The sequence below is a fragment of the Rathayibacter sp. CAU 1779 genome (assembly GCF_054551755.1).
The window spans coordinates 284,819-305,079 of the sequence record NZ_JBTOLK010000001.1; the positions used below are offsets into that span (position 1 = coordinate 284,819).

Genomic DNA, 20,261 nt, shown 5'->3' on the forward strand with positions numbered 1-20,261 from the left:
TGCGCACTGCCGCGCCAGCCTCGACGGCGCAATAGTGCGCAAATGGCGCGGTTGCGGATGGTGTGGGTGGGGGTGCGCTGGCGCGGTTGAGGTCGGTACAGGTACCCCTAGCTGCCGTTGGAGCAGGTCTGGGTCGCTGCGGTCTGACCGTGCACGTTGTCACCCAGTTGAACGGGCGTCGACGTGTCGGTCGGGGTCGCGGAGCTCGACGCGCTCGACCCGGAACTCTTGCTCTTACCCGACTTCTTCGCGTCGGCTGATGGCGTGGAGCTCGGCTGCTGCGCCGGCTGGTCCGTTGAGGTGACGGATCCGTCGCCCGTTCCGCCCGTGATCGCGAGTGGTTGGTCGTTGCTCAGCGCGTCCATCAGGGTCTGGGCCGAGTCCTCGTCCGGGACGACGCGGTTGCTGTCGTCAGGATCGTCGACCACCGGGTACTGGATGAAGCTGATGTTGCCCCAGCTGAGGCTCTTCATCGCCAGGGCGATCTGGTAGAGCGTCGTGACGTTGTTGAGGCTGTCGGAGAGCTGGATGTTGCTCGTCGCAGCCTTCGCCAGCCCCCACAGCTTCACCGGATTGGTGATCGTGCCGTCGCTCATCACCGTGCGCACCAGCGACGACAGGAAGACCTGCTGGTTGCTGATGCGGGACAGATCGGATCCGTCCCCGACGCCGTGGCGCGTTCGCAGGAACTGCGTGGCCTCGACTCCCTGCAGCGTCACGTTGCCTGCCGGCAGGTCGAGCTCGGTGTCGGGATCGTGGATGCCGTCCCCGCCGATGCACACCTGCACGCCTCCGACGGCGTTCGACATGGCCACAACGCCGTCGAACGAGATGAGTCCGGCGAACGGGATCTTCAGCCCGGTCAGCTGCTCGATGACGAGAACGGTGCAGGCGAGACCGCCGTCGGACAGCGACGAGTTGAGCTGCGCCTTCGACATGGCGCTGTTCCAACCGCCGTTGCCGTCAGGGCACTTGGGGAACTGGAGCATGAGGTCGCGCGGGAAGCTGATCACCTCGGCGTGCGTGTGGTCCTGCGAGAGGTGCAGCAGCATCGTCACGTCGTTGAGTCCGGCACCCTCGCTGTCATCCGTGGTGCCGTACTGTCCGCCCTGGCCGGAGCGGGTATCCGTCGCGGCGATGAGGATGTTCACGCCGCCGTCGATCGCGCCGATGTCGGGAACCTCGCCCGCCTTCTCGCCCACGAGGTGCACCGACTTCTTCGAGTCGGTGACCAGGTTCGCGGCGGCGACGCCCGCGATGCCGAGCACGCTGACGACGGCGACCACTGCGACGGATGCGACCACCTTGCCGAACGTCGCCCACGGACGCGAGCGCAGGCGTCCGTGACGGGCGATGCCGCCCGTCGATCGCTCGGCGCGCGCGGCAGCGCGGCTGTTTCGGGTGCCGTGATCCGTCATGCGCACCGCCTCTCATTTCGTCCGTGGCCATCGGGCCGAACCCGAGAAGGGCTCGTTGCCGCGCGTTCTGCGGCCTGTGAATGTGGTCTCTGGTTGGGGCGACGGGCCGGAGAAGTGCTGTGGCCCTCTTACGAGGCTAACCACCGTAGTTCGGTGAAAGCCTGCGAAAGCTGGACGAATGGTGTGAGCGAGATCCTATGCTCGCGGCTCGTCGCCCCTCGGTGCCGCCCCTCATCGGCGTCCACGCCGTCAGCGTCCCGTGGCGTCCAGCAGCCAGTCGAGTGCGACGGGCAGGGCGTTCAGGACCGCGACATGGCCGTCGTTCGGGCGCAGCCAGAACTGCGCCGGGGGAAGGTGCTCCACCAGCCACTCGCCCTGCGGACGCGGGATCACGCGGTCGCGACCGCCCTGCACGACGAGAGTGGGGCATCCGATCTCGGAGAGCTCGAAGCCCCACGGAGTGGTGAAGGCGACGTCGTCGTCGATCTCGCCCCATGGCATCCCACCGTCGGCGGTCGCCAGCTGCGATGCGAGGTTGGCGTCTGCGCCGAGTGATGCCCAGTCGCTCTCGAGAGCCGCCCAGTCGACGTCGACGAAGATCGATTCGTCGAACTCGGCGGTCTCACCGTGCCTCCTGCGGGCGTCGCGTCCGCCGGAGAGCGCAGAGGAGAGTCCGCCAGGCGAGGCCATGCCATCGAACCAGGGATAGTCGTCGACGAACGGCGCGATGCCTGCGAAGGAGACGACGCCGACCACGTGATCGGGATCGAGGGCCGCGCACGCGAGCGCGTGCGGACCGCCGCCCGACGCACCCAGCGCCGCGTACGTCTCCAGGCCGAGCACGGAGGCGACCGCGACGACGTCGGATGCGGCATCCGCGACCGTCCTGCCCGGCCAGACGGTGGTTCCCGGATACCCGGCCCGAGCGCACGAGACCACCCGGATGCCGCGTGCGGCCGCCGCATCGGCGATCGGCGGCAGGATGCTTCCGGTCTGCGGCGTTCCGTGGTGCCAGACGATGGTGAGCCGGTCGGCATTCGGACCCGTGTCGAACGTCCTGACGACTCTGCCGCTCGGCAGTTCGATGTCTCGCTCGATGGACATGTGCTCCCCCATCCGGTCCACGTTATCGGCCGCCTGCGATCAGCGCTCCGCCGGTAGCCTTAAGGGTCGGATCGATCGGCGCCGGAGCACGGAGTCGAAGCGGCGTGCGTCGGGTCCATGTCGGTGGGATCCAGTGGAATCTGTGTCGGTGGAGGGAGCAGCCGTGGCGTGGTTCGATCGCTGGCGCAAGCGGCGCATCCTCAAGCCCTACGACGACGACGCGATCGTCGTGCAGCCGCAGGCGACAGTCGAACAGTCGGTGCTCGAGGGTGTGATGATCGCGGAATACGCGGTGCGGCTCCGGCTGAAGAACGCCATCGCCGTGGATGCGGTGGTGTCGCCACGCGCGTACGACGAGAAGGCATATCTGCCGTTGGCATCCGAAGCATTCGAGGAGCTCGCCGACGAATCGCAGGCCGTCTCAGACCGACTCACCGAGGAATTGGCGTACTCGATCGGCCGCCCCGGCAGAGCCGAGCACGTGCACGACTACCGTCGCGGCGACGAGGACAACGTGCGGCATCGGCTCATGGTGGCCACCGACGCGGCCAGCGCCTATCGCCAGAAGGCCCGCGAAGAGGATTTCCTGCTCGGGCTCATCGAACAGGCGCGACGGGATGCCTGGCACGAGGTCAGCAGCTCACTCGTCGACCACGCCCTGCAGTACACCCCGGATGCCGTGCCGCAGCTCGACCCGATCGATCGCGACATCGAGATCGCGAGTCTCCGCGCCGAGTTGGAGGCGCTGACAGAGGAGTGAGCGCTGGAATCCCCGTGCCCGGGGCACCTGTGTTGGGGGTGGCCTGAGGCACAGGGTGGGCTGCCCGGCTGGATACGGTGAGTCCATGGCAAAGCTTCTGCGTGGCTCAGTCGTGGTCGGAGCCGCGCTCGCGCTGAGCATCGCCCTCGCTGCATGCTCGGGCGGCAGCGGATCCACCGCGTCGGGAAGCCCGGAAGCGGACTCGTTCAAGCGCACGACCACCCCCACCCCGGCCCCGACACTCGTGAGCTTGGACGGCGACTGGAAGCAGAGCAACTCCAACTCGACCGACTCGTGGCAGGCCGCCACGATCACCGGCGACACGATCGTGGTCTCCTGGGTCACCGGCGGCGGCACCACCACCTCGCTGTACTGGGCGGGATCAGTCACCCCTCCCGACACCGCAACGAACACCTTCACGTGGACGTCGAACAACGACACGTCCAAGACCGAGAACTCGCTGCTGGCCTCCTCGGACCCCACCAAGGTCTTCACCTATGACAACGGAGTGATCCGTTATCCGGTCGCTGCGCTCGACACCACCACGACCGTGAGGCTCACTCGCGAGAAGTAGAGCGGGTCGACTCTACGAGTGCCGCCGCGGGCGGAGGCCGTCCATCAGCAGGTCGAGCAGCCGGCCGACGCGCTCCGTGTCCTTGGCGTCGCCCGTGGCGACGAAGACGCCGACGAGCATGTCCGTCGCGTCGGAGGCCTCGACGTCGGGGCGGATGCTGCCGTCCGCGGCTCCGGCGGCGAGCATCCGGCCGACCGTGGCGCTGATGCGTTCGCGCGTCTCGTTCATCCGCAGGGCGCCCGACGACCATGCCGCCCGGAGCGCGTTCGTCATGCCCTGCTTCGTGGCGACGAAGCGCGTGTAGCGGTCCATCCACAGCCGGAGCGCCTCGAATGCGGTGCGACCGGCGAGGAGGTCGTCGGCGCTGGCGACCACGTCATCCAGCTCGCTGCGGTAGAGGGCCTCGACGAGCGACTCGCGGGTCGGGAAGTTGCGGTACAGCGTGCCTATGCCGACTCCGGCGGATCGGGCGATGGCCTCGAGCGAGACGCTGGTGTCGTCATCCGTTTCGTCGAAGGCGTCGCGCGCGGCGGCGAGGAGCAGGGCGCGGTTGCGTGCTGCGTCGGCCCGCAGCCTCACGGGCTTCTGCGCTGCGGATGCCTCAGGCGCGGGCGCTGCGGATGCCTCGTTGGGGCGTGCCGGAGTGCGCGTTGCGCGGTTGACACTGGACATCCGGAGGACCCTCCGTTACGCTCGTTGTTGTAATCGGAGACTCCTCCGCTTCGTCTCCCATCCTATGGCAGGGCGCAACGTACGGCCATCGCCGCACGTTGCCGCCGACCAGTCGATTCATCGTTCACCGCCTTCGGAGGCATCATGTCCGTCGCTTCTTCGTCATCCGTTCCTTCTTCCTCGTCATCCGACTCCGCCCGGTCTGCCGCTCCCACCCCGTCTGCTCAGCCCGTGCCGGGCGGCGCGTATCGCCTCGCCGGCAGAGACGTCGCGCGCGTGGGATACGGCGCCATGCAGCTCGAGCGGCATTCCGCACGGCCGGAGGTGGCGGCATCCGTCTTGCGTCACGCTCTCGACCTCGGTGTGAACCACCTCGATACGGCCGACTTCTACGGCGCATCCTTCGTGAACGACGTCATCCGGCAGGTCGTGGGGAGCCTGGATGCCGACGGTCGCGACCGCGTGATCGTCGCCACGAAGGTGGGTGCAGAGAGCAACCCGCAGGGTCCGATTCCGCTTCGGCCGGCGCAACGGCCGGAGCAGCTGCGCGCGAACGTCGAGGACAACCTGCGCACACTGGGCGTCGACCACCTCGACCTCGTGTATCTGCGCCGGCTCGAGGTGCGTCCCGGCATCCAGCCGGAGGGCGACCAGGATGTGCCGCTCGACGACCAGCTGGAGACCATGGTCGCGCTGCGCGATGAGGGCGTCATCCGCTCCATCGGCATCAGCGCCGTCATGATCGACACCCTGCGACGCGCGATTCCCGCCGGAATCGCGGCCGTGCAGAACGCGCACAGCGTGGTCGACCGCACCTTCGAGGACATGATGCGCCTCACGGCGGAGCACGGGATCGCCTGGGTTCCGTTCTTCCCGCTCGGCAGCGGCTTTCCAGGGCACGCCAAGGTGGTCGAGCAGCCAGCCGTGCAGACGGCGGCTCGGAGACTCGGTGCGACACCGTCGCAGGTCGGCCTGGCCTGGCTGCTGCAGCGCACGCCGAACGCGCTGATCATCCCCGGGACCTCGGATGCCGCCCATCTCGAGGAGAACGTCGCCGCCGGCGACCTCGTGCTCGACCCGGACACCGTGGCCGAGCTCGACGCACTCCAGGTCGTCGGCGGCGGCGAGATCCGGTGGGAGACCACCGCAGCGTGACCGCGATCGCCGCGCTCGCTCGAGGATGATGACCATGCGGGCATGATGACTTCGGGGAGGGTTCGCCATGAGGATCGTGGTCATCGGTGCGACGGGACACGTCGGCGGCTATCTCGTGCCTCGTCTGGTGCGGGCAGGCCACGAGGTGGTCGCGCTGTCGCGCGGCCTGCGCGAGCCGTATCGCGAGGACGCAGCCTGGGCGTCCGTCGAGCGGGTGGAGTTCGACCGAAGTGCCGAGGATGCCGCGGGAACGACCGGTGATCGCATCGCAGCGCTCGAGCCCGACGCGGTCATCGACATGATCTGCTTCACGCGGTCATCGGCCGAGCAGCTGGTCGACGCCGTCCGCGGACGCATCGGCTTGCTCGTCAGCTGCGGATCCATCTGGTCGCGCGGCACGCTCACCGAGGTACCGGGCACGGAGGAGTCCCCGCTCGACGGCTGGGGCGAGTACGGATCCGGCAAGGCACAGCTCGAGGCGTATCTTCTCGACCAGTCGTCTCGCCCCGGGGGCGTTCCGGCCGTGGTGATCGATCCCGGCCACATCTCCGGACCCGGATGGCACGTCATCAATCCGGCGGGCAATCTGGATCCTGCGGTGTGGGAGAGCCTCGCGTTCGGGGAGGTCCTCGTGCTCCCGGATCAGGGACTCGGCATCCTCCATCATGTTCATGCCGACGACGTCGCCCAGCTGTTCCAGCTCGCGGTGGAGCAGCCGGATGCCGCGGCTGGGCAGGCGTTCTTCGCCGTGTCTCCGCGCGCACTCACGCTGCGCGGTTTCGCGCGAGCTGCCGCGGGATGGTTCGGACGCGACGCAGAGCTCGAGTACATGCCGTTGGCGGAATATGCCAGCGCGGTCGGGCCCGAGAACGCGTTGACGACCACCGAGCACGTCTCCCGAAGTCAGGCGATGAGCGACGGAAAGGCCAGGCGGATGCTCGGGTACACTCCCGCGTACACCTCGCTCGCCGCCACACGCGAGGCCGTGGAATGGCTCGACACGAACGACCGATTCGGGCGACGGCTTCCGTTCAGCTGACCGGCGGCGCGTGACGGCGCGGTCTCATCCTGCGTCGGATCCGTCGGCCACCGAGAGGCGCGAGCACGACGGCGCCCGCCCCTCCTGCGGACAACAGGAGCCGAGCTGTCATTCCCCGCTCTCTCGTACGAAGAGGAGCGATTCCGGAAGGCTGGTCGCGAAGTAGTCGGTGGATCCGTCCTGCCGCACAGCCGCCGGTGCCGTCACCTCGGGCCGAGCCTCGCCGAGGCTCGCCGGCGGCACGCCGACCGGCATCCCCAGGGCAGCGCGAGCGCTGTCCCAGGCGGCGAGCGCCTTGCCCTCGCCCCCTTCCCACGGCTGGAAGGTTCTGCCTTCCATCAGGCTCACTGGGTCCACGCTCACACCGCTGTGACGAACCCCACCTCGAGCGCGAACTCACCCGTGACACGCCCACCGCCGTCGACCACGACGGGTCCGAGCCGGTCGTCCTCCGGCCAGTAGGGACGCGACGCAGGCTCGAGCGCGATGGTGTTCACGGTGCGCCACCAGGGGAATCCGTCCGTGGCGTGGTGCTCCTGCCACACGTGCAGGTGCGGCAGGAGGGCAACGTCCCACGTGAGGCGCGCGAAGGCGCCCGTGTCGGGATCGGTGACCTCGGCATCACCGGCGCCCGCGACGTGGATGCTGCGGAATCCGCCCACTCCGCCTTCGTCGCGCGGGAACTGCACGCCGACGTCCTCCCCGCACACCGTGACGCGCGACCGAGGCCCGACGACCGCAGGGCCGAGCGCCGGATGCTCCGTCCACGTGAACGAGACCGCTTCCGGCGACAGGTTGGTCACCGTCTGCGTCACGCGTACCGTTCCGCCGTCGATCCGCACGCTGCGCCGCACGCGCAGCGGCACCGTGCGCAGCACGACCTCGTGCGTGCACGACGACGGATCGGCATCCACCAGACGCCAGGTGCGCCACGATGCCTCGCCGTGGAACGGATGCTCCATCCCGCCCACCGTGCGCTCGTCGCCCGAGTGCGGCACGAGTGTGTGCCATCCGCCTGGGTACCGGCGATGCCACTCCACGCTGGATCCCTGCGACAGCGGCACCGGATCCCACACCTCGTCGGCCCACGGGGTGACGAGGAGGAACTCGGTCGACGTGCGTCGGTCGACGATGGAGCCGATGCGTGCGCCCAGCGGGTCGACGCGCACGGCGAGCGCGTCCGATCCGATGGTCAGGAGGTCCTGTTCAGGTGCATCCGCCGGCGCAGTTGCGGGGGCGGTGTGAGTCATAGGGCCATCGACCTCTGCATGCGGCCCATGCGCGGGGCGAACGTGTTGTGGAAGATGGAGGACGCCGCGCCGAGGGCGCCCGCCTCGCCTTGGAGCACGGAGCGCTCGACGCGCACCTTGCGCGCGGAGTGAGCGGTGGGCACGGCGTTGACCTCGCGCGAGATCTCGGACACCACGAGCTCCTGGAGCTCGGGTTCGAACACCGGCCCGCCGATGACCATGAGCGGCAGGTCGAGCAGGTCGATGAGAGCAACGGCGCCCTGCGCGATCACGGACGCGATCTGCTCCGCCGCCGCCACCGCGTGCTCTTCTCCCTTTCCCACCTCTTCGCACAGCTCCCGGTAGGTGGTCGCCTGCCCCGCGTATCCGAGCTCCTTCGCGATCTCCGGCAGTGCCGCGGTCGGATTGCATTCGCGCACCAGCACGGGACGCCCCGCGTCGTCGGTGCGCCCGACCCGGATGGCGCACAGCTGGCCGAACTCGCCGGCGTTCGAGCTGATGCCGCGGTAGACGTCGCCGTTGAGCACGAGCCCGGATCCGATGCCCGTGCCGAAGTACAGGAACACGAAGTCGCCGGAGCGCTTCGTGCGACCGACCCAGCGCTCGCCCACCGCTGCCGCCTCGCCGTCCTTCTGCACGATCACGGGGCACCCGAGCCGCGTTTCGAGCATGTCGCGCAGTGGCACATTGCGCCAGGAGCGCGACAGCGGCAGCTCGAGCAGCGACCCGTCGGGCGTGATCGGGCCCGGCGTCGCCACGCCGACGCCGAGGAACGACTCGGGCTCGATGCCCGAGGCATCCACCATGTCGTCGATGCTGTCGCCGATGAGGGCGACCAGCTCGTCGGGAGAGACGTCGGCGCCGAGGTCGAGCACCCGGTGGTCGACCAACCCGCCGTCGAGGTCGGAAAGCACGAAGGTCAGCGACGTGGGGTCGACGAGCACGCCGGCGGCGTGTGCGGCTTCGGCGCGAAGTCGCACCGTCGTGCGCGGCTTGCCCACCTGCTCGGTGCGCACCTGCTCGCCCTCCACGACGAGGCCGCGGTCGAGCAGCACCCTGAGGATGCGCGACACCGACTGCTGTGTGAGTCCCGTACGCTCCGCGACCTCGGTGCGGCTGATGACGCCCGCCTGCCTGATGGTCTCGATGATCGTCGCCTCGTTGAAGGATCCGAGGTCGTATTGGTTCGCACCGCTTTGCACCCGCCGATCGGCCTTGCGCGGTCTCACCAACGGCGACGTCGGGCGGTGCCCGGCGACGGGCCCGTCGCTCACGTGTGTCATGGGGCCTCCAGCGCGCCATCCGGTCGGCGCACCCCCGCCGCCCAGGCGTCGTGCCCCGAGAGTTCGGCCGGGAAACGGGCCGCCGCAGTCTCGTCGATGTCGATACCCCACCCCGGTGCATCGTTGGGCGTCAGCCAGCCGTCCTCGATACGAAGAGTACCCGGGAACACCTCGTGCGTTGCCTCGTTGTAGACGTGCCCCTCCTGGATGCCGAACGCCGGCGACACCACGTCGAGCGCCACATTCGCTGCCGCGCCGATCGGCGACGTGTCCCCTGGGCCGTGCCAGGCGGTGCGGATGCCGTTCGCTTCGGCGAGATCCGCCAGCTTTCGTCCTGCGGTGAGCCCGCCGATGTCGGAGACGTGGCAGCGGATGAGGTCCACGCCCTTGTTCTGGATGAGCCGCGCGGCGTCCTGGAACGAGGTCGTGAGCTCACCGACCGCTATCGGCACAGGGCTGGCGGCACGCACCTCCGGCAGCCGGTCCCAGTGCTCGGGCGGCAGAACGTCCTCGAGGAAGAAGAGGCGATACGGCTCGAGTGCGCGGGCGAGCCACACGGCATCCTTCGGCGTGAGCCGCGAGTGCACGTCGTGCAGCAGCTCGATGCTGTCCGGCAGCCGGTCGCGTGCCGCCTCGAACAGGGCCGGGGTGCGGCGCAGGTAGTCGCGGGCGCTCCAGCCGTTGCGGTAGGGGGCATCCGGATACTCGGTCGGGATCGCAGGGGCTCCGTACCCGCCGCCGCCCGGCGTCGACATCTGCAGCCGCACGTACCGTTGCCCGCGCTCGATCAGGCGCTCGGCCGACTCGAGCGCTTCGTCGATCGTGCGTCCGTCCGCATGGAGATACGTGTCGGCTGCGGCGCGCACCTTGCCGCCGAGCAGCTCGTGCACTGGCATGCCTGCGCGCTTGCCCGCGATGTCCCACAGCGCCTGGTCCACACCCGAGATGGCGTTGTTCGTGACGGGACCGCCGCGCCAGTATCCGGTGAATCCGATGAGACGGGTCAGATCGCCGATGTCGCCGGGATACCGCCCGATGAGCAGCCGGGCGACGTGATCGTCGATGAACGAGCGCACCGCCATCCAGCGCTGCGTGAAGGTGGCACAGCCGAGGCCGTACAGACCGGGCTCGTTCGTGTCGATCCGCACGACCACGAGGGCCGTGCCCTCCGGCGCGGTGACGATCGCCCGAACGGACGTGATGCGCAGGTCGGTGCGCGGACGCCAGGGGTTGTCGAAGGTGTTCATGGGTGCTTTCTCGTGTTGTGGCGTTCGTTCTCGCGCCCGATGGGCGTGCCTGGGATTCGGCGGATGCGTTCAGCCGGCGAGCATCGGCAGCTCCCGCGGCTCCAGGTCGAGCGTGTGCTCGGCGCGGAATCCGATGATGCGTTCCGCGTCGGTGAGGTCCATCGGCACCTCGCGCTCGACGAAGCGCTTGTGCCGGGGCACGCCAGGTGCGAGCGCATCCAGCACGTCCTCGGTGCGGTACGGGATGCTCGTGGTTGGTGCGGCGAGGTAGAACGCGTTCGCGCCGCCGGCATCCGTCCTCAGGCCGAGCTCGATGGCGCGCGCGGCGTCCCTCACGTCGAGATACGCCCACGCTTCAGTGACGCCGGGCCGCGGATCGGCCGCGAGCGAGTCGGATTGGTCACGGATGGCCGCCATCGTGTTCACGTGCGGGAACCGCAGCGTGACGATGTCGACACCCCAGCGCCGCCACACCATGCGGGACGTGTTCTCGTCGTTGAGCTTCGACAACGAGTACCAATCGGAGACGTCGGCAGGGATGTCCGTGTCGATCGGGAAGTACGCGGGCCGCGCATCGGGATCGATGCCCTGCGGCAGGCCGTACCGGTTGATGCTGCCCGCGACGACGGCCCTGCGGACACCCCGCTTCGCCGCCTGCGTGAGCACGTTGAACGTGGACACCACGTTCGTCGTGTACACGTCGTACGGTGTTCCGGCGTCCCTGTGCGCGAGTGCCGCGAGGTGCACGACGAGCTCGACCCCATCGAGGGCGGCAGCGACGTCCTCCTCGGATCGGGTGTCGCCGTACACCACGCGGTCGACGCCGTCGACCTGCTGTCCGGGCTGGCACAACGCGGTGACGAGCGCCCCACGCTCAGCCAAGTGCGCTGTCGCCACACGCCCGATCCGGCCGGCGGCACCCGTGACGAGGATCCGCTTACCGTCGATCGTCGTCATCCCTTGAGTCCCCCCGCCGAACTGACCCCGCGCAGGAACTGCTTCTGGAAGATGACGAACAGCACCACGGGAATGATGATCGTCAGGAACACGGCAGCCATCTGCACCGCGAACGGCAGTGTCGTGCCGTTGCCGAAGTTGCCCAGCGTCACCGACACCGGCTGCAGATTCGGATTCGTCAGCACCAGCATCGGCCAGAGGTAGTCCTTCCACGACGCGATGATCGTGAGCAGCGTCACCACGCCGAGGATCGGCCGCGACAGCGGGATCACCACCGTCGTGAACACGCGGATGGCGCTCGCACCGTCGATCCGCGCCGCCTCGATCAGCTCGCGCGGGATCGAGTCGAAGAACCGCTTCAGCACAACCACATTGAACGCACTCGCGCCCGCCGGAAGCCAGACCCCCCAAAAGGTGTTGAGGAGACTCACGTTCAGCACCGGCATGTTGAGGATGGTCAGGTACAGCGGCACCAGGCTGATCACGCCGGGCAGGAACAGCGTGGCGAGGATCGCCCCGGAGAGGATCGGGCTCCACTTCGGGCGCAGCACGCTGAGCAGGTAGGCGGCCGTCGCGCTGACGAACAGCGTCGCGACCGTGCAGCCCACCGCGACCACTACCGTGTTGCCGAGGGATGCGCCGATCTGCGCGCCGTTCCACGCCAGCGGAATGTTGCTCCACTGCAGCGGTGTCGTCCAGATGCCCATCGGGTTGCTGATGATGGCCTGGCTGTTCGAAACGGATGCCCGCGCGGACCACGCGATCGGCCCCAGTCCCGCGACGAGCAGGCCGATGAACATCACGATCTGCAGGATCCACATGCTCACGATCACGACCGGACGCTTGCGGTCGGCGGACGAGATGGCCCCGCGTTCCTTGACCTCCTGCTGCCGACGGCGGCGCCTGCGCGGCGCATCCGCTTCGATCGTCTCCAGTTCGGCCGGCGCGATGACGATGCTCTGACCTGCTGCACTCATGACGGGCTCCAACGCTTGGTGATGAAGTGGTAGACGATCGAGAGCACGCACAGGAAGAGCGCGAGGATCACGCTGAGGGCTGTGGCCGCGCCGTAGTCGCCGTTGACGAACGCGTAGTTGTAGATCTTGAGCATGATCGTCTGCGTGGCGTTGTTCGGTCCGCCCCCTGTGAAGAGGAACGGCTCGGTGAACAGCTGGAACGTGCCGATCAGCTGCAGCAGCATCATGATGAAGATCACGCCGCGCAGCTGCGGAATCGTGATGTGCCACAAGCGCGACCAGATGCCGGCGCCGTCGATCTCGGCGGCTTCGTACAGTTCGGAGCTGATGCCGCCGATCGCCGCGATGTAGATGATGGCGGTCGCTCCGGCGCCGGCCCACGTCGTGTAGAGCACCAGCGACGGCATGGCCATGGCCTCGGAGTTCAGCCACGGATACGGCCCGAGGCCGACCCATCCGAGCATGCTGTTGAAGATGCCGTCGCTCGACGGGTCGTAGAAGAACTTCCAGAGCAGGATGCCGGCCACCGGCGGCACGACCGCCGGCAGGTAGGCGAGCAGGTTGTACATCCATCCGAAGCGCCGCAGCTCATTGACGAACACGGCGATCAGGATGGGCACCGGGAAGCCGAAGACCAGCCCGAGCAGGGCGTAGTACGCGGTGTTGAGCGCGGCCTGCGGCAGGCCTGGATCGGTGAGCACATACGTGAAGTTGTTCAGCCCGACCCAGAGCGCCGGCCCGACGAGGTTGGTCTTCTCCACGCTCATGAGCACGCCGCGCACGACGGGGCCCCAGCTGAAGTACAGGAAGATCAGCACCACCGGGATCGCGAAGAGCACGGCGGTCAGCCCGCCTGAGCGGTACCAGCGCATGACTCCGCGGCCGCGTTGCGGCTTGAGCCGCGGGACAGTGACAGGGACAGTTCGAGACATTGTTTCGTCCGTAACCGTGCGGGTGGGCGGGCCGGTGCGACCGGGCCCGCCCACCCGCACTGGCTCAGCGCTGCTGCGCGAGCGTCCGGTTGATGGTCGTGGCGGCGGTGGAGACCAGCGACTTGATGTCGGCGTTCTGGTCCGTCAGCACCTTCTGCACCACGGGATCGAGCGTTGCGTAGGTGTCTTGCGCGTCCGCCGGCTCGGGGATGAGCGGAAGCGTCGATGCGGTGTATCCCTTGAACTGGTCGAGCGGCACGTTGATCTGGTCCTTGATCCAGCCCATGTACCGGTCGTAGACCTTCTGGGTCACCGGCGGCAGTCCCGGCGTTCCGACGGCGGAGCCGTCTGCCCCCGACGCCTTGGCGTTCGCGATGGCCAGGTCCTTGTCGAAGTACTGCTGGAAGTTCATGAACTTCACCCACTTGGCGGCGGCGAGCAGCTGGTTCGGGGTGGCCTTCGCGTTGAACATGGCGATCGTGCCGCCCGTGAGGGTTCCGTTGGTGCCGTTGGCCTGCGGAAGTGCGCCCTGGCCGAAGTCATCCGGATTCATGCCGTAGAGGTGGACGGCCTGGTTGTAGATGTCCGGCGCCTGAAGCACCATGCCGATCTTGCCGGCCGAGAACGCCTTGCGGATGTCGTCCTGGTTGTACAGGAACTGGCTGCCCATCGAGTCGTCGGTCCAGCGCATGTCGTGCAGCGCCTGAAGGGCTTCCTCGGTCTGCGCACCCATCGTCGACTTCTTGCCGGCCTTGTCCGTGACGGTTCCGCCCATGCTGTAGGTCATGGTGGTGAGCATCCAGCCGCCCGTGTTGTTGGTCGTCAACTGGGCGTAACCGGCGACGTTCGGCACCTTGTCGTGGATGGCCTTGGCATCCTGACGCACCTCGTCCCACGTCGTCGGCGGCTTGTTCGGATCGAGACCCGCCTCGGTGAAGATCTTGCGGTTGTAGGCGATCCCGACCGAGAACAGGCCGTACGGAATCGTGTAGACGTCGCCCTTCGAGTCCTGCACGTTCTTCAGCGCGAGCGGGTTGAGATCCTGCAGCAGACCGATCTGCTTCAGGTACGGCGTCATGTTGGGCAGCTGTCCGTTGGCGATGAGCTGCTTGCTGTAGGTAAGCGACACGTTCATCGTGTCGGGAAGCGTTCCGCCGGCGAGCTTCGCCTGGAACGACTGCGCCTGCCAGTACTCCGTGGTCGGCTTGACCGTGATGTTCGGATACATCTTCTCGAACTGGTCGACCTGCTTCAGGAAGTTGGCACGATCGGCCTTCTTGTCCGCCGTCGGCTCGTCGCCGACGGTGATGGTGACCTTCGCCTTGGGGTCTGCCTTGCTCTGATCCGCCGCGTTGCCGGTGCCCGAATTCGTGCATCCGGTCAGCGCAGCGATCGTGCTGATGGAGGCGATCAGCACAGCGACCTTGACTGCTCGTTTCTTCATTGAAACTCCTGGGTTGTGGGATGTGGTGCGTTGCATGGTCCGCCGGGGAGGGGTCGCATTCCGGCGTTGTCGAAAATATAAAACCAAGAGTGTTACTAAATCAAGGGGCTGTTTTCGTCCCGCGGATGACGGCTGCCGGTCGACACGGAAGAGCCGGCCACCGATGGCTCGGTGACCGGCTCTCGACGGGCAGGGACTAGAGTCGGCTGCTCCCCTGGTGGTGACCCATCTGGTGACCCTGGTGGTCCTGATCGCCGTGGCCGCCATTGCCTGCGGCATTCTTATCGGCGACGACGTAGTTCTTCCCCGCAACGACCGGGAACTGGATGGCTCCGGTCCTCTTGTCCACGGTGAACGGAACCGGCTTGCCCTTGCCGTCGACGCGCACGACGATCGACTTGGCATCCCACTTCGTGTTCGCGGCGGTGATCGTGGAGGTCGTCGATCCGTCCGCGGCGGTGTAGGCGTACTTCGCGCCGCGGGACGCCACCGGGAACACCTGTGCAGACACGGACGTCCGTTTCGCCGACGAGGCAGAGTCCGCAGCCGTGGTGTGCACCAGGATGCCCGTCCCGCCCACGAATGCCGGAACCTTCCCGAACGGCTGCGCGTAGTCGTGCAGGGTGGTCGGACCGATGAAACGCTCCCCGGTCTCGATGTCCATCCACTGACCGGCCGGCAGGTACACGTCACGCGACATGGCGGTGCCGGTGTCGCTGCCGTACAGCGGGGCGACGAGGAGCGAAGGACCCATCATCCACTCATACTGCTTCGCGTTGTAGGACACGAGATCGTACGTGTTCGTGTCGTTCGGATAGGCGATGGGCAGCGGCGTCGCTGTCGACGGATAGCCCGTCCTCCACGAGTCGACGGCGGCCGAGTAGATGTACGGCTGGTACTCGGCGTGCCATTGAGCCGCCTTGACGGTGGCGGCCTGCAGGGTCTCGTCGCTCATCCGCCACGGCTCGTTGCCGAACGACATCGCGGGCGACACTGCGGCCATCATCGCGTTGCGAGTGAGGTACTTCTGCTTGTCCGTGTTGGTCTCCAGATCGCTCATCGGCCGTCCGCCGACGATGTCCGGATAGAAGTTCGCCTCACCGCTGGCCGCGAAGGCCAGGCCGTTGACGACGGTGCGGTCCCGATCCTTCGCACCCTGGTTGTAGTCGGTGTCGTTCTCTCTCAGGATCGAACCCGGCACGGAGTATGCGCTGTTGCGCACCATGACCTGTTCGCCCGCCTTCACGAGTGCCTCATCGATGGCGTTGACGAGAGCGTTGTCGGCGAAGTCGTTCGCCGTCGCGTCGAACATGTGGTCTTCCTTGAAGCCCTGGGCTCCCCACAGCTTCTCGTTCTGCACGAACCAGTCGACGGCCGCTGCGTTGTCGGGATCGACGAGATACACCCGGCCACTCGGGAATGAGATGGTCGAGAACGTGCGCGGGGTGCCATCCGCGTTCTTGATGAAGTAGCCCTTGTCGAGGCCCTCCTGCACCCACGGGCCGTCCTTCGCCGGGTCGTAGGTGCCGCCCGCTGACGGGAGCGCGGGGAACGACTGCCGCAGCCCGAGGATGAGGTTGATGCCACGGTCGGAGAAGAAGGCCTTGTAGGCATTCGGATCCGGATACTTCGATCCCCACATGCCGAAGCTCGACGTCGTGCCCTGGGCGTCGCCGACGTACGGCCAGAAACCGGATCCGGTGACCGCCCAGCTGATCGGATAGCCCTCGTCGAGATACTTCTGCACTGATGCCTCGATGGTCTGCTGGTTCGTGTTGTACGCGAGCGCCCCGTACGACTCGTAGCCGACGCCGAAGAAGTCGTAGTCAGGTTTCGCGTCCGGGTAGCCGGCAGCGTGGCGGGCATCCGAATAGGCCTTGTAGACGGTGTTCATGTCACCGAAGAAATAGTCGAGATTCGCCATCGACGTTCCGGTGACCCCGAGGAGAGTCGCCGAGTCATCGATCTGCACGGCGAGATGGCCGTCATCGAACGCGACCTGGCCGAATCCGCGGTCCGGGAAGACCGTGAAGTTGGAGACGAACCGCATGCTCGTCGTCGCCGACGAAGTCTGGGCGTAGAAGTCGAGGTTCTTGATCCCGTAGACGTTGAGGTCGCTGTTCGTTCCCCCCAGATCGCCGAGTCCGTAGGCCGGGTCCATCCCTCCGGCGAGCTGTGCGCGGATGACGCTGGACTGACCGTCGTCGGGCGTGACCGAGAGCCTGGCGGTGTTCGTCTCGGCTGCGATGTGCACAGTCGCCGTGCGACCGTTCGAGAACAGCACCGACAGGGTCACGCCTTTGGTGTCGGCGGACTTCACGGCCGCCGACACGGCACTGCACAGCTCCGTCGTGTTGAGGCCGAGCACGAGCCCCGTGGTGGCGTTGGCCGCCGCGATCTGCTTGCCCTTGCGCTCGAAGGAGTAGCGGAAGCCGTCACGATCGATGTTCACCGCCCAGTTCGCTGTCTCGATGCCGGCAGTGGTGCCGCTCTGTTTGAGGGTGTACCCGTGGAATCGCTGCACGGATGCCCGCACCGGCGCCGCCGGAGTGGTGACAGTGTCGCAGGCGGGGCCTGTCGGCGTCAGACGCAGGGCGTCAGCGCGCGTGATCGCGCCGAGAGCCGGATTCGTGACAGCCTGACCCGCGCTGGCCGTGACGGTGAACGCGAAGGTCTCCCCCGCGGTGATCTGCACGGTGCCGAGCGTCGTCCACGCGGCTCCTCCCTGGCTCTGGTCGAAGTCGAGCGCTTCCCCGGTCTGGCCGGTCCAGGAGTAGCCCACGTGCTTGCCGTTGTCCGTGGAGCTCTGGTAGTAGACCGCGACGATGTAGCGGCCGGCGGTGGGCACGCTCGTGGTCCAGGTCGCCGTGTCACCTGCCGTCCTGCTGTAGCGGGGCTGGATGCCGCCGTAGCTCGCGTCGCGCGCGGTCGCCCACGTGCCGCTTTCCGTGTAGCCGCTCGACTGTGTGGTGAGGACGAGGGCATCGTCGGACGCCGCAGCCGCCGGCGCGGCCGAGAGGGCGATCGCCGGCACTGCGGCCAGCACGCCGGCGATCAGGAGGGCGAGGCGCGTGCGCCGCCCGCGCGAAGTGCGGTGTTTCATGGTGCTCCTTACTCGTCGTTGCGTATGAGCGCTCTGCCCGGTGGTGCTCGAAGTGCGCGGAGTCCGCGCGGTGAGGTCAGTAGCAGCGGAGCGAGACGACTCTGGCCTGGTGGGCGCCGTTCGTCGCGAGGATGCGCACCCGCAGCGCCCGCGTGCTCACCGGCCCGATCCCGTGGCGACGATGCCGACGACGGTTGTCGCGCACGGTGACAACCTCGCGCCAGTTGCCGCCGTCCAGCACGTCGATCGCGTAGTCGCGGGCGAGCTCCGGGAAGATCCGGTCGGGCGTGCGATGGTGGTGCAACGTGTTGAGCTCGACATCCACGTCGTCGTCGAACACGAGGTCGATGGTCTCGATGCGCTGCGCCTCGTCCCAGTCCAGCCGCAACCACTCCGGCTCGCTGAAGTCGGCGGGCTGAGAGACCCACAGCTGCGGACCGCCGTAGGGCCGCTGGTATCCGCCGACCGCCTTCTCGGGCGCGAACGCCTCCGTCGGAGGACTCAGACGAACGCGGGCGCTCGTTCCGCGCAGGGGCCTCGCCGGCCACGCCACGACCGGCTCGGCGTGTTCGACCGCCACGTTCGCGTCGCCGTCGGCACCCGGTCGGTGCGGCAGCGCCAGCACGCCGGGAACCTGGGTGAGCTGTGCGTGCAGCTCGACACCGTCCGCAGCGCCGAGCACCAGCACCAGGTTTCCCGGGCAGGCCGGCCGCCACTCCACAGGGATACGCACCCACTGAGGCGCATCCGCTCCTGCCAGCTGCACGGTGAGCTCCCGCTCCAGCACGACCGGCACCCAGTTCTGCGGTTTGCCCGTCGTCCACAACCCCGCGCGGAGCGTGACGTCGAGCGGTGCGCTGACGAGCACCTGGACGGTCTCGATCACCGGGTCCGCGGGAACCACGAGGGCGAGATCGACGTCGAGCGGGATCGTGGTGGTCTCACCGTCGGGCTCCGCTGCGGCCGGATCGACATCCCGCAGCGTGCTCGACGCCGTCACCGTTGCCGCACGCGCCTTGTCGAGCGGGTCGGAGTTCTGCACCCCGAAGACCGACGCATCCTGCTTCAGCAGCAACTGCCTCAGCTCCTCGGCGTGCGAGCGAGCAAGCTCCCGCGGGCTCACACCGAGGTCGAGCGCGAGCGCGCCGGCGGTCCCGATGGCCTCGCCGCCCACGGCGCACGTCGCCATGACCCGGCTGGATCCGAACGCGACGTGCGACGCGGAGATGTCCCGCCCGGCGAACATCAAGTTCGCGACGGTGCGCGAATAGTAGCTGCGGAACGGGATGCCGTAGATGCCGTCCGAATAGCGCTGATGGGCGCCCGCCTCCTTCGCGTACATCCCCTCGACCGGATGAAGGTCGATGGACCATCCACCGAAGCCCACCGCGTCGGGAAATTCGGTCTGGTCGAGGATGTCGTTCTGCGTGAGCACGTGATCGCCGAGGAACCGACGGTACTCTCGCTTGCCCGGCATGGATCCCACCCACTCGAGATCGAGGGTGTCCGCATCGAACTCACCGGAGTTCTTGATGTAGTCCCAGACGCCGAAGATGACCGAGCGCAGCTCGTCCCTGATCCGTTCGTTGTCGTGCACGATGTCGAGCTCGCCGCCCCACTCGATCCACCAGTAGTGGGCGCCGGTGTCGCCGCTGCGGATCACACGGGACACCGGGATGGGGGTCTGCGTGATGTCCTTGGTCGACTCCGGCGGCACGAACTCCACAGGATGCCCGGCATCCTTCGTGTAGAAGAGCAGCGTCGACCCGAGGAACTCTCGGTCGGCCGTCTCGGGCGCCCACTCTTCGCCGTATTCATCGCGCGCCTCGCGGCCGAGCCGGTACTCGGCACCTGCGAGATGTCCGATCAATCCGTCGCCCGTGCAGTCGAAGAAGAGCGGACTTCGGAAGGTGGTCTCGATCTCGGAGCCCATGGTCCAGCCACGGGCGCTGAGAACGACCGGTTGACCATCCGCCTCGCCCATGACGATGTCGCGCACATCCGTGTTCAGGAACAGGCGGATGTTCGGCTCGGCACGTACGGCATCGAGCACGACCTCGTCCCAGTGGATGGGGTTGCCGTCCGGGTTGCGGTACTGGTTCTCGACGTAGAGCTCACCGATCACGCCCGTCTCGCGCGCGAACCGCTGCACTCCGTGGGCTGTCGCTCCGACGACCCACACACGCACCTCGGACGACGAGTTGCCGCCGAGAACCGGGCGGTTCCCGACGAGTGCGACGGACTTGCCCAGGCGTGCGGCGCTGATCGCCGCGCTGACACCCGCCAATCCGCCGCCGATGATGGTGATGTCGTGCTCTACGGTCTGCTGGTACATGACTTCCTGAT

At 67.7% G+C, this 20,261-nt stretch carries 17 protein-coding genes; 4 read left to right on the top strand and 13 right to left on the bottom strand.

Annotation, left to right across the window (positions count from 1 at the left end; translation table 11 throughout):
- Positions 1 to 107: 107 nt before the first annotated feature.
- Positions 108 to 1,418, bottom strand: a complete 1,311-nt coding sequence (locus ACX9R5_RS01240) for an LCP family protein (protein ID WP_459407192.1) — start codon at positions 1,416 to 1,418, stop codon at positions 108 to 110.
- Positions 1,419 to 1,667: 249 nt separating this feature from the next.
- Positions 1,668 to 2,522: an alpha/beta fold hydrolase gene (locus tag ACX9R5_RS01245; RefSeq protein ID WP_459407193.1), complete on the bottom strand. Its 855-nt coding sequence runs from the start codon at positions 2,520 to 2,522 to the stop codon at positions 1,668 to 1,670.
- A gap of 163 nt (positions 2,523 to 2,685) precedes the next feature.
- Here ACX9R5_RS01245 and ACX9R5_RS01250 point away from each other — a divergent pair, with 163 nt between their 5' ends.
- Complete coding sequence (locus tag ACX9R5_RS01250) at positions 2,686 to 3,282, top strand: hypothetical protein (protein WP_459407194.1); 597 nt, start codon at positions 2,686 to 2,688, stop codon at positions 3,280 to 3,282.
- A gap of 85 nt (positions 3,283 to 3,367) precedes the next feature.
- Positions 3,368 to 3,856, top strand: coding sequence for a hypothetical protein (locus ACX9R5_RS01255; protein ID WP_459407195.1), 489 nt, complete (start codon positions 3,368 to 3,370; stop codon positions 3,854 to 3,856).
- 12 nt (positions 3,857 to 3,868) lie between these two features.
- Here ACX9R5_RS01255 and ACX9R5_RS01260 read toward each other — a convergent pair whose 3' ends face one another.
- Positions 3,869 to 4,528: a TetR/AcrR family transcriptional regulator gene (locus tag ACX9R5_RS01260; RefSeq protein ID WP_459407196.1), complete on the bottom strand. Its 660-nt coding sequence runs from the start codon at positions 4,526 to 4,528 to the stop codon at positions 3,869 to 3,871.
- Positions 4,529 to 4,672: 144 nt separating this feature from the next.
- On the opposite strand from ACX9R5_RS01260, the gene ACX9R5_RS01265 reads away from it, so the two are divergent.
- Positions 4,673 to 5,683 (top strand): aldo/keto reductase, encoded by a 1,011-nt coding sequence (locus ACX9R5_RS01265; RefSeq protein ID WP_459407197.1) that lies wholly within the window; start codon positions 4,673 to 4,675, stop codon positions 5,681 to 5,683.
- Positions 5,684 to 5,750: 67 nt separating this feature from the next.
- Positions 5,751 to 6,722: an NAD-dependent epimerase/dehydratase family protein gene (locus tag ACX9R5_RS01270; RefSeq protein WP_459407198.1), complete on the top strand. Its 972-nt coding sequence runs from the start codon at positions 5,751 to 5,753 to the stop codon at positions 6,720 to 6,722.
- A gap of 108 nt (positions 6,723 to 6,830) precedes the next feature.
- On the opposite strand, the gene ACX9R5_RS01275 is transcribed toward ACX9R5_RS01270, so the two are convergent.
- The 10 genes from ACX9R5_RS01275 to ACX9R5_RS01320 form a co-directional block, all read right to left on the bottom strand.
- On the bottom strand, positions 6,831 to 7,070 hold the full coding sequence (locus ACX9R5_RS01275) for a hypothetical protein (protein WP_459407199.1): 240 nt from the start codon (positions 7,068 to 7,070) through the stop codon (positions 6,831 to 6,833).
- An 11-nt stretch (positions 7,071 to 7,081) separates the two neighbouring features.
- Complete coding sequence (locus tag ACX9R5_RS01280) at positions 7,082 to 7,972, bottom strand: hypothetical protein (protein WP_459407200.1); 891 nt, start codon at positions 7,970 to 7,972, stop codon at positions 7,082 to 7,084.
- A complete protein-coding gene (locus ACX9R5_RS01285; protein ID WP_459407201.1) occupies positions 7,969 to 9,255 on the bottom strand; it encodes an ROK family transcriptional regulator in 1,287 nt (428 codons plus the stop codon). Before ACX9R5_RS01285 ends, ACX9R5_RS01280 begins: the two co-directional genes overlap by 4 nt.
- Complete coding sequence (locus ACX9R5_RS01290) at positions 9,252 to 10,502, bottom strand: enolase C-terminal domain-like protein (RefSeq protein WP_459407202.1); 1,251 nt, start codon at positions 10,500 to 10,502, stop codon at positions 9,252 to 9,254. Before ACX9R5_RS01290 ends, ACX9R5_RS01285 begins: the two co-directional genes overlap by 4 nt.
- A 69-nt stretch (positions 10,503 to 10,571) precedes the next feature.
- Positions 10,572 to 11,459, bottom strand: a complete 888-nt coding sequence (locus tag ACX9R5_RS01295; protein WP_459407203.1) for an NAD-dependent epimerase/dehydratase family protein — start codon at positions 11,457 to 11,459, stop codon at positions 10,572 to 10,574.
- Positions 11,456 to 12,436 carry a carbohydrate ABC transporter permease gene (locus ACX9R5_RS01300; protein WP_459407204.1) on the bottom strand — a complete coding sequence of 327 codons (981 nt, stop codon included), beginning with the start codon at positions 12,434 to 12,436 and terminating at the stop codon, positions 11,456 to 11,458. The genes ACX9R5_RS01295 and ACX9R5_RS01300 overlap by 4 nt, the downstream gene beginning before the upstream one ends.
- The gene (locus ACX9R5_RS01305) at positions 12,433 to 13,368 is read right to left on the bottom strand and encodes a carbohydrate ABC transporter permease (RefSeq protein WP_459407205.1); all 936 of its coding nucleotides are present in this window, start codon (positions 13,366 to 13,368) and stop codon (positions 12,433 to 12,435) included. Before ACX9R5_RS01305 ends, ACX9R5_RS01300 begins: the two co-directional genes overlap by 4 nt.
- Positions 13,369 to 13,432: 64 nt before the next feature.
- The gene (locus ACX9R5_RS01310) at positions 13,433 to 14,812 is read right to left on the bottom strand and encodes an extracellular solute-binding protein (protein WP_459407206.1); all 1,380 of its coding nucleotides are present in this window, start codon (positions 14,810 to 14,812) and stop codon (positions 13,433 to 13,435) included.
- 196 nt (positions 14,813 to 15,008) lie between these two features.
- The gene (locus ACX9R5_RS01315) at positions 15,009 to 17,915 is read right to left on the bottom strand and encodes a golvesin C-terminal-like domain-containing protein (RefSeq protein ID WP_459407207.1); all 2,907 of its coding nucleotides are present in this window, start codon (positions 17,913 to 17,915) and stop codon (positions 15,009 to 15,011) included.
- Positions 17,916 to 17,991: 76 nt separating this feature from the next.
- Positions 17,992 to 20,250, bottom strand: coding sequence for an FAD-dependent oxidoreductase (locus tag ACX9R5_RS01320; RefSeq protein WP_459407208.1), 2,259 nt, complete (start codon positions 20,248 to 20,250; stop codon positions 17,992 to 17,994).
- Between the last annotated feature and the right edge of the window lie 11 nt (positions 20,251 to 20,261).

Bases quoted from the DNA above. Each gene is read 5' to 3' on its own strand.
- ACX9R5_RS01295 (WP_459407203.1), bottom strand. From the start codon at position 11,459: ATGACGACGATCGACGGTAAGCGGATCCTCGTCACGGGTGCCGCCGGC.
- ACX9R5_RS01260 (WP_459407196.1), bottom strand. From the start codon at position 4,528: ATGTCCAGTGTCAACCGCGCAACGCGCACTCCGGCACGCCCCAACGAG.
- ACX9R5_RS01280 (WP_459407200.1), bottom strand. From the start codon at position 7,972: ATGACTCACACCGCCCCCGCAACTGCGCCGGCGGATGCACCTGAACAG.
- ACX9R5_RS01290 (WP_459407202.1), bottom strand. From the start codon at position 10,502: ATGAACACCTTCGACAACCCCTGGCGTCCGCGCACCGACCTGCGCATC.
- ACX9R5_RS01285 (WP_459407201.1), bottom strand. From the start codon at position 9,255: ATGACACACGTGAGCGACGGGCCCGTCGCCGGGCACCGCCCGACGTCG.
- ACX9R5_RS01305 (WP_459407205.1), bottom strand. From the start codon at position 13,368: ATGTCTCGAACTGTCCCTGTCACTGTCCCGCGGCTCAAGCCGCAACGC.
- ACX9R5_RS01265 (WP_459407197.1), top strand. From the start codon at position 4,673: ATGTCCGTCGCTTCTTCGTCATCCGTTCCTTCTTCCTCGTCATCCGAC.
- ACX9R5_RS01240 (WP_459407192.1), bottom strand. From the start codon at position 1,418: ATGACGGATCACGGCACCCGAAACAGCCGCGCTGCCGCGCGCGCCGAG.
- ACX9R5_RS01300 (WP_459407204.1), bottom strand. From the start codon at position 12,436: ATGAGTGCAGCAGGTCAGAGCATCGTCATCGCGCCGGCCGAACTGGAG.
- ACX9R5_RS01310 (WP_459407206.1), bottom strand. From the start codon at position 14,812: ATGAAGAAACGAGCAGTCAAGGTCGCTGTGCTGATCGCCTCCATCAGC.
- ACX9R5_RS01245 (WP_459407193.1), bottom strand. From the start codon at position 2,522: ATGTCCATCGAGCGAGACATCGAACTGCCGAGCGGCAGAGTCGTCAGG.
- ACX9R5_RS01255 (WP_459407195.1), top strand. From the start codon at position 3,368: ATGGCAAAGCTTCTGCGTGGCTCAGTCGTGGTCGGAGCCGCGCTCGCG.
- ACX9R5_RS01320 (WP_459407208.1), bottom strand. From the start codon at position 20,250: ATGTACCAGCAGACCGTAGAGCACGACATCACCATCATCGGCGGCGGA.
- ACX9R5_RS01315 (WP_459407207.1), bottom strand. From the start codon at position 17,915: ATGAAACACCGCACTTCGCGCGGGCGGCGCACGCGCCTCGCCCTCCTG.
- ACX9R5_RS01270 (WP_459407198.1), top strand. From the start codon at position 5,751: ATGAGGATCGTGGTCATCGGTGCGACGGGACACGTCGGCGGCTATCTC.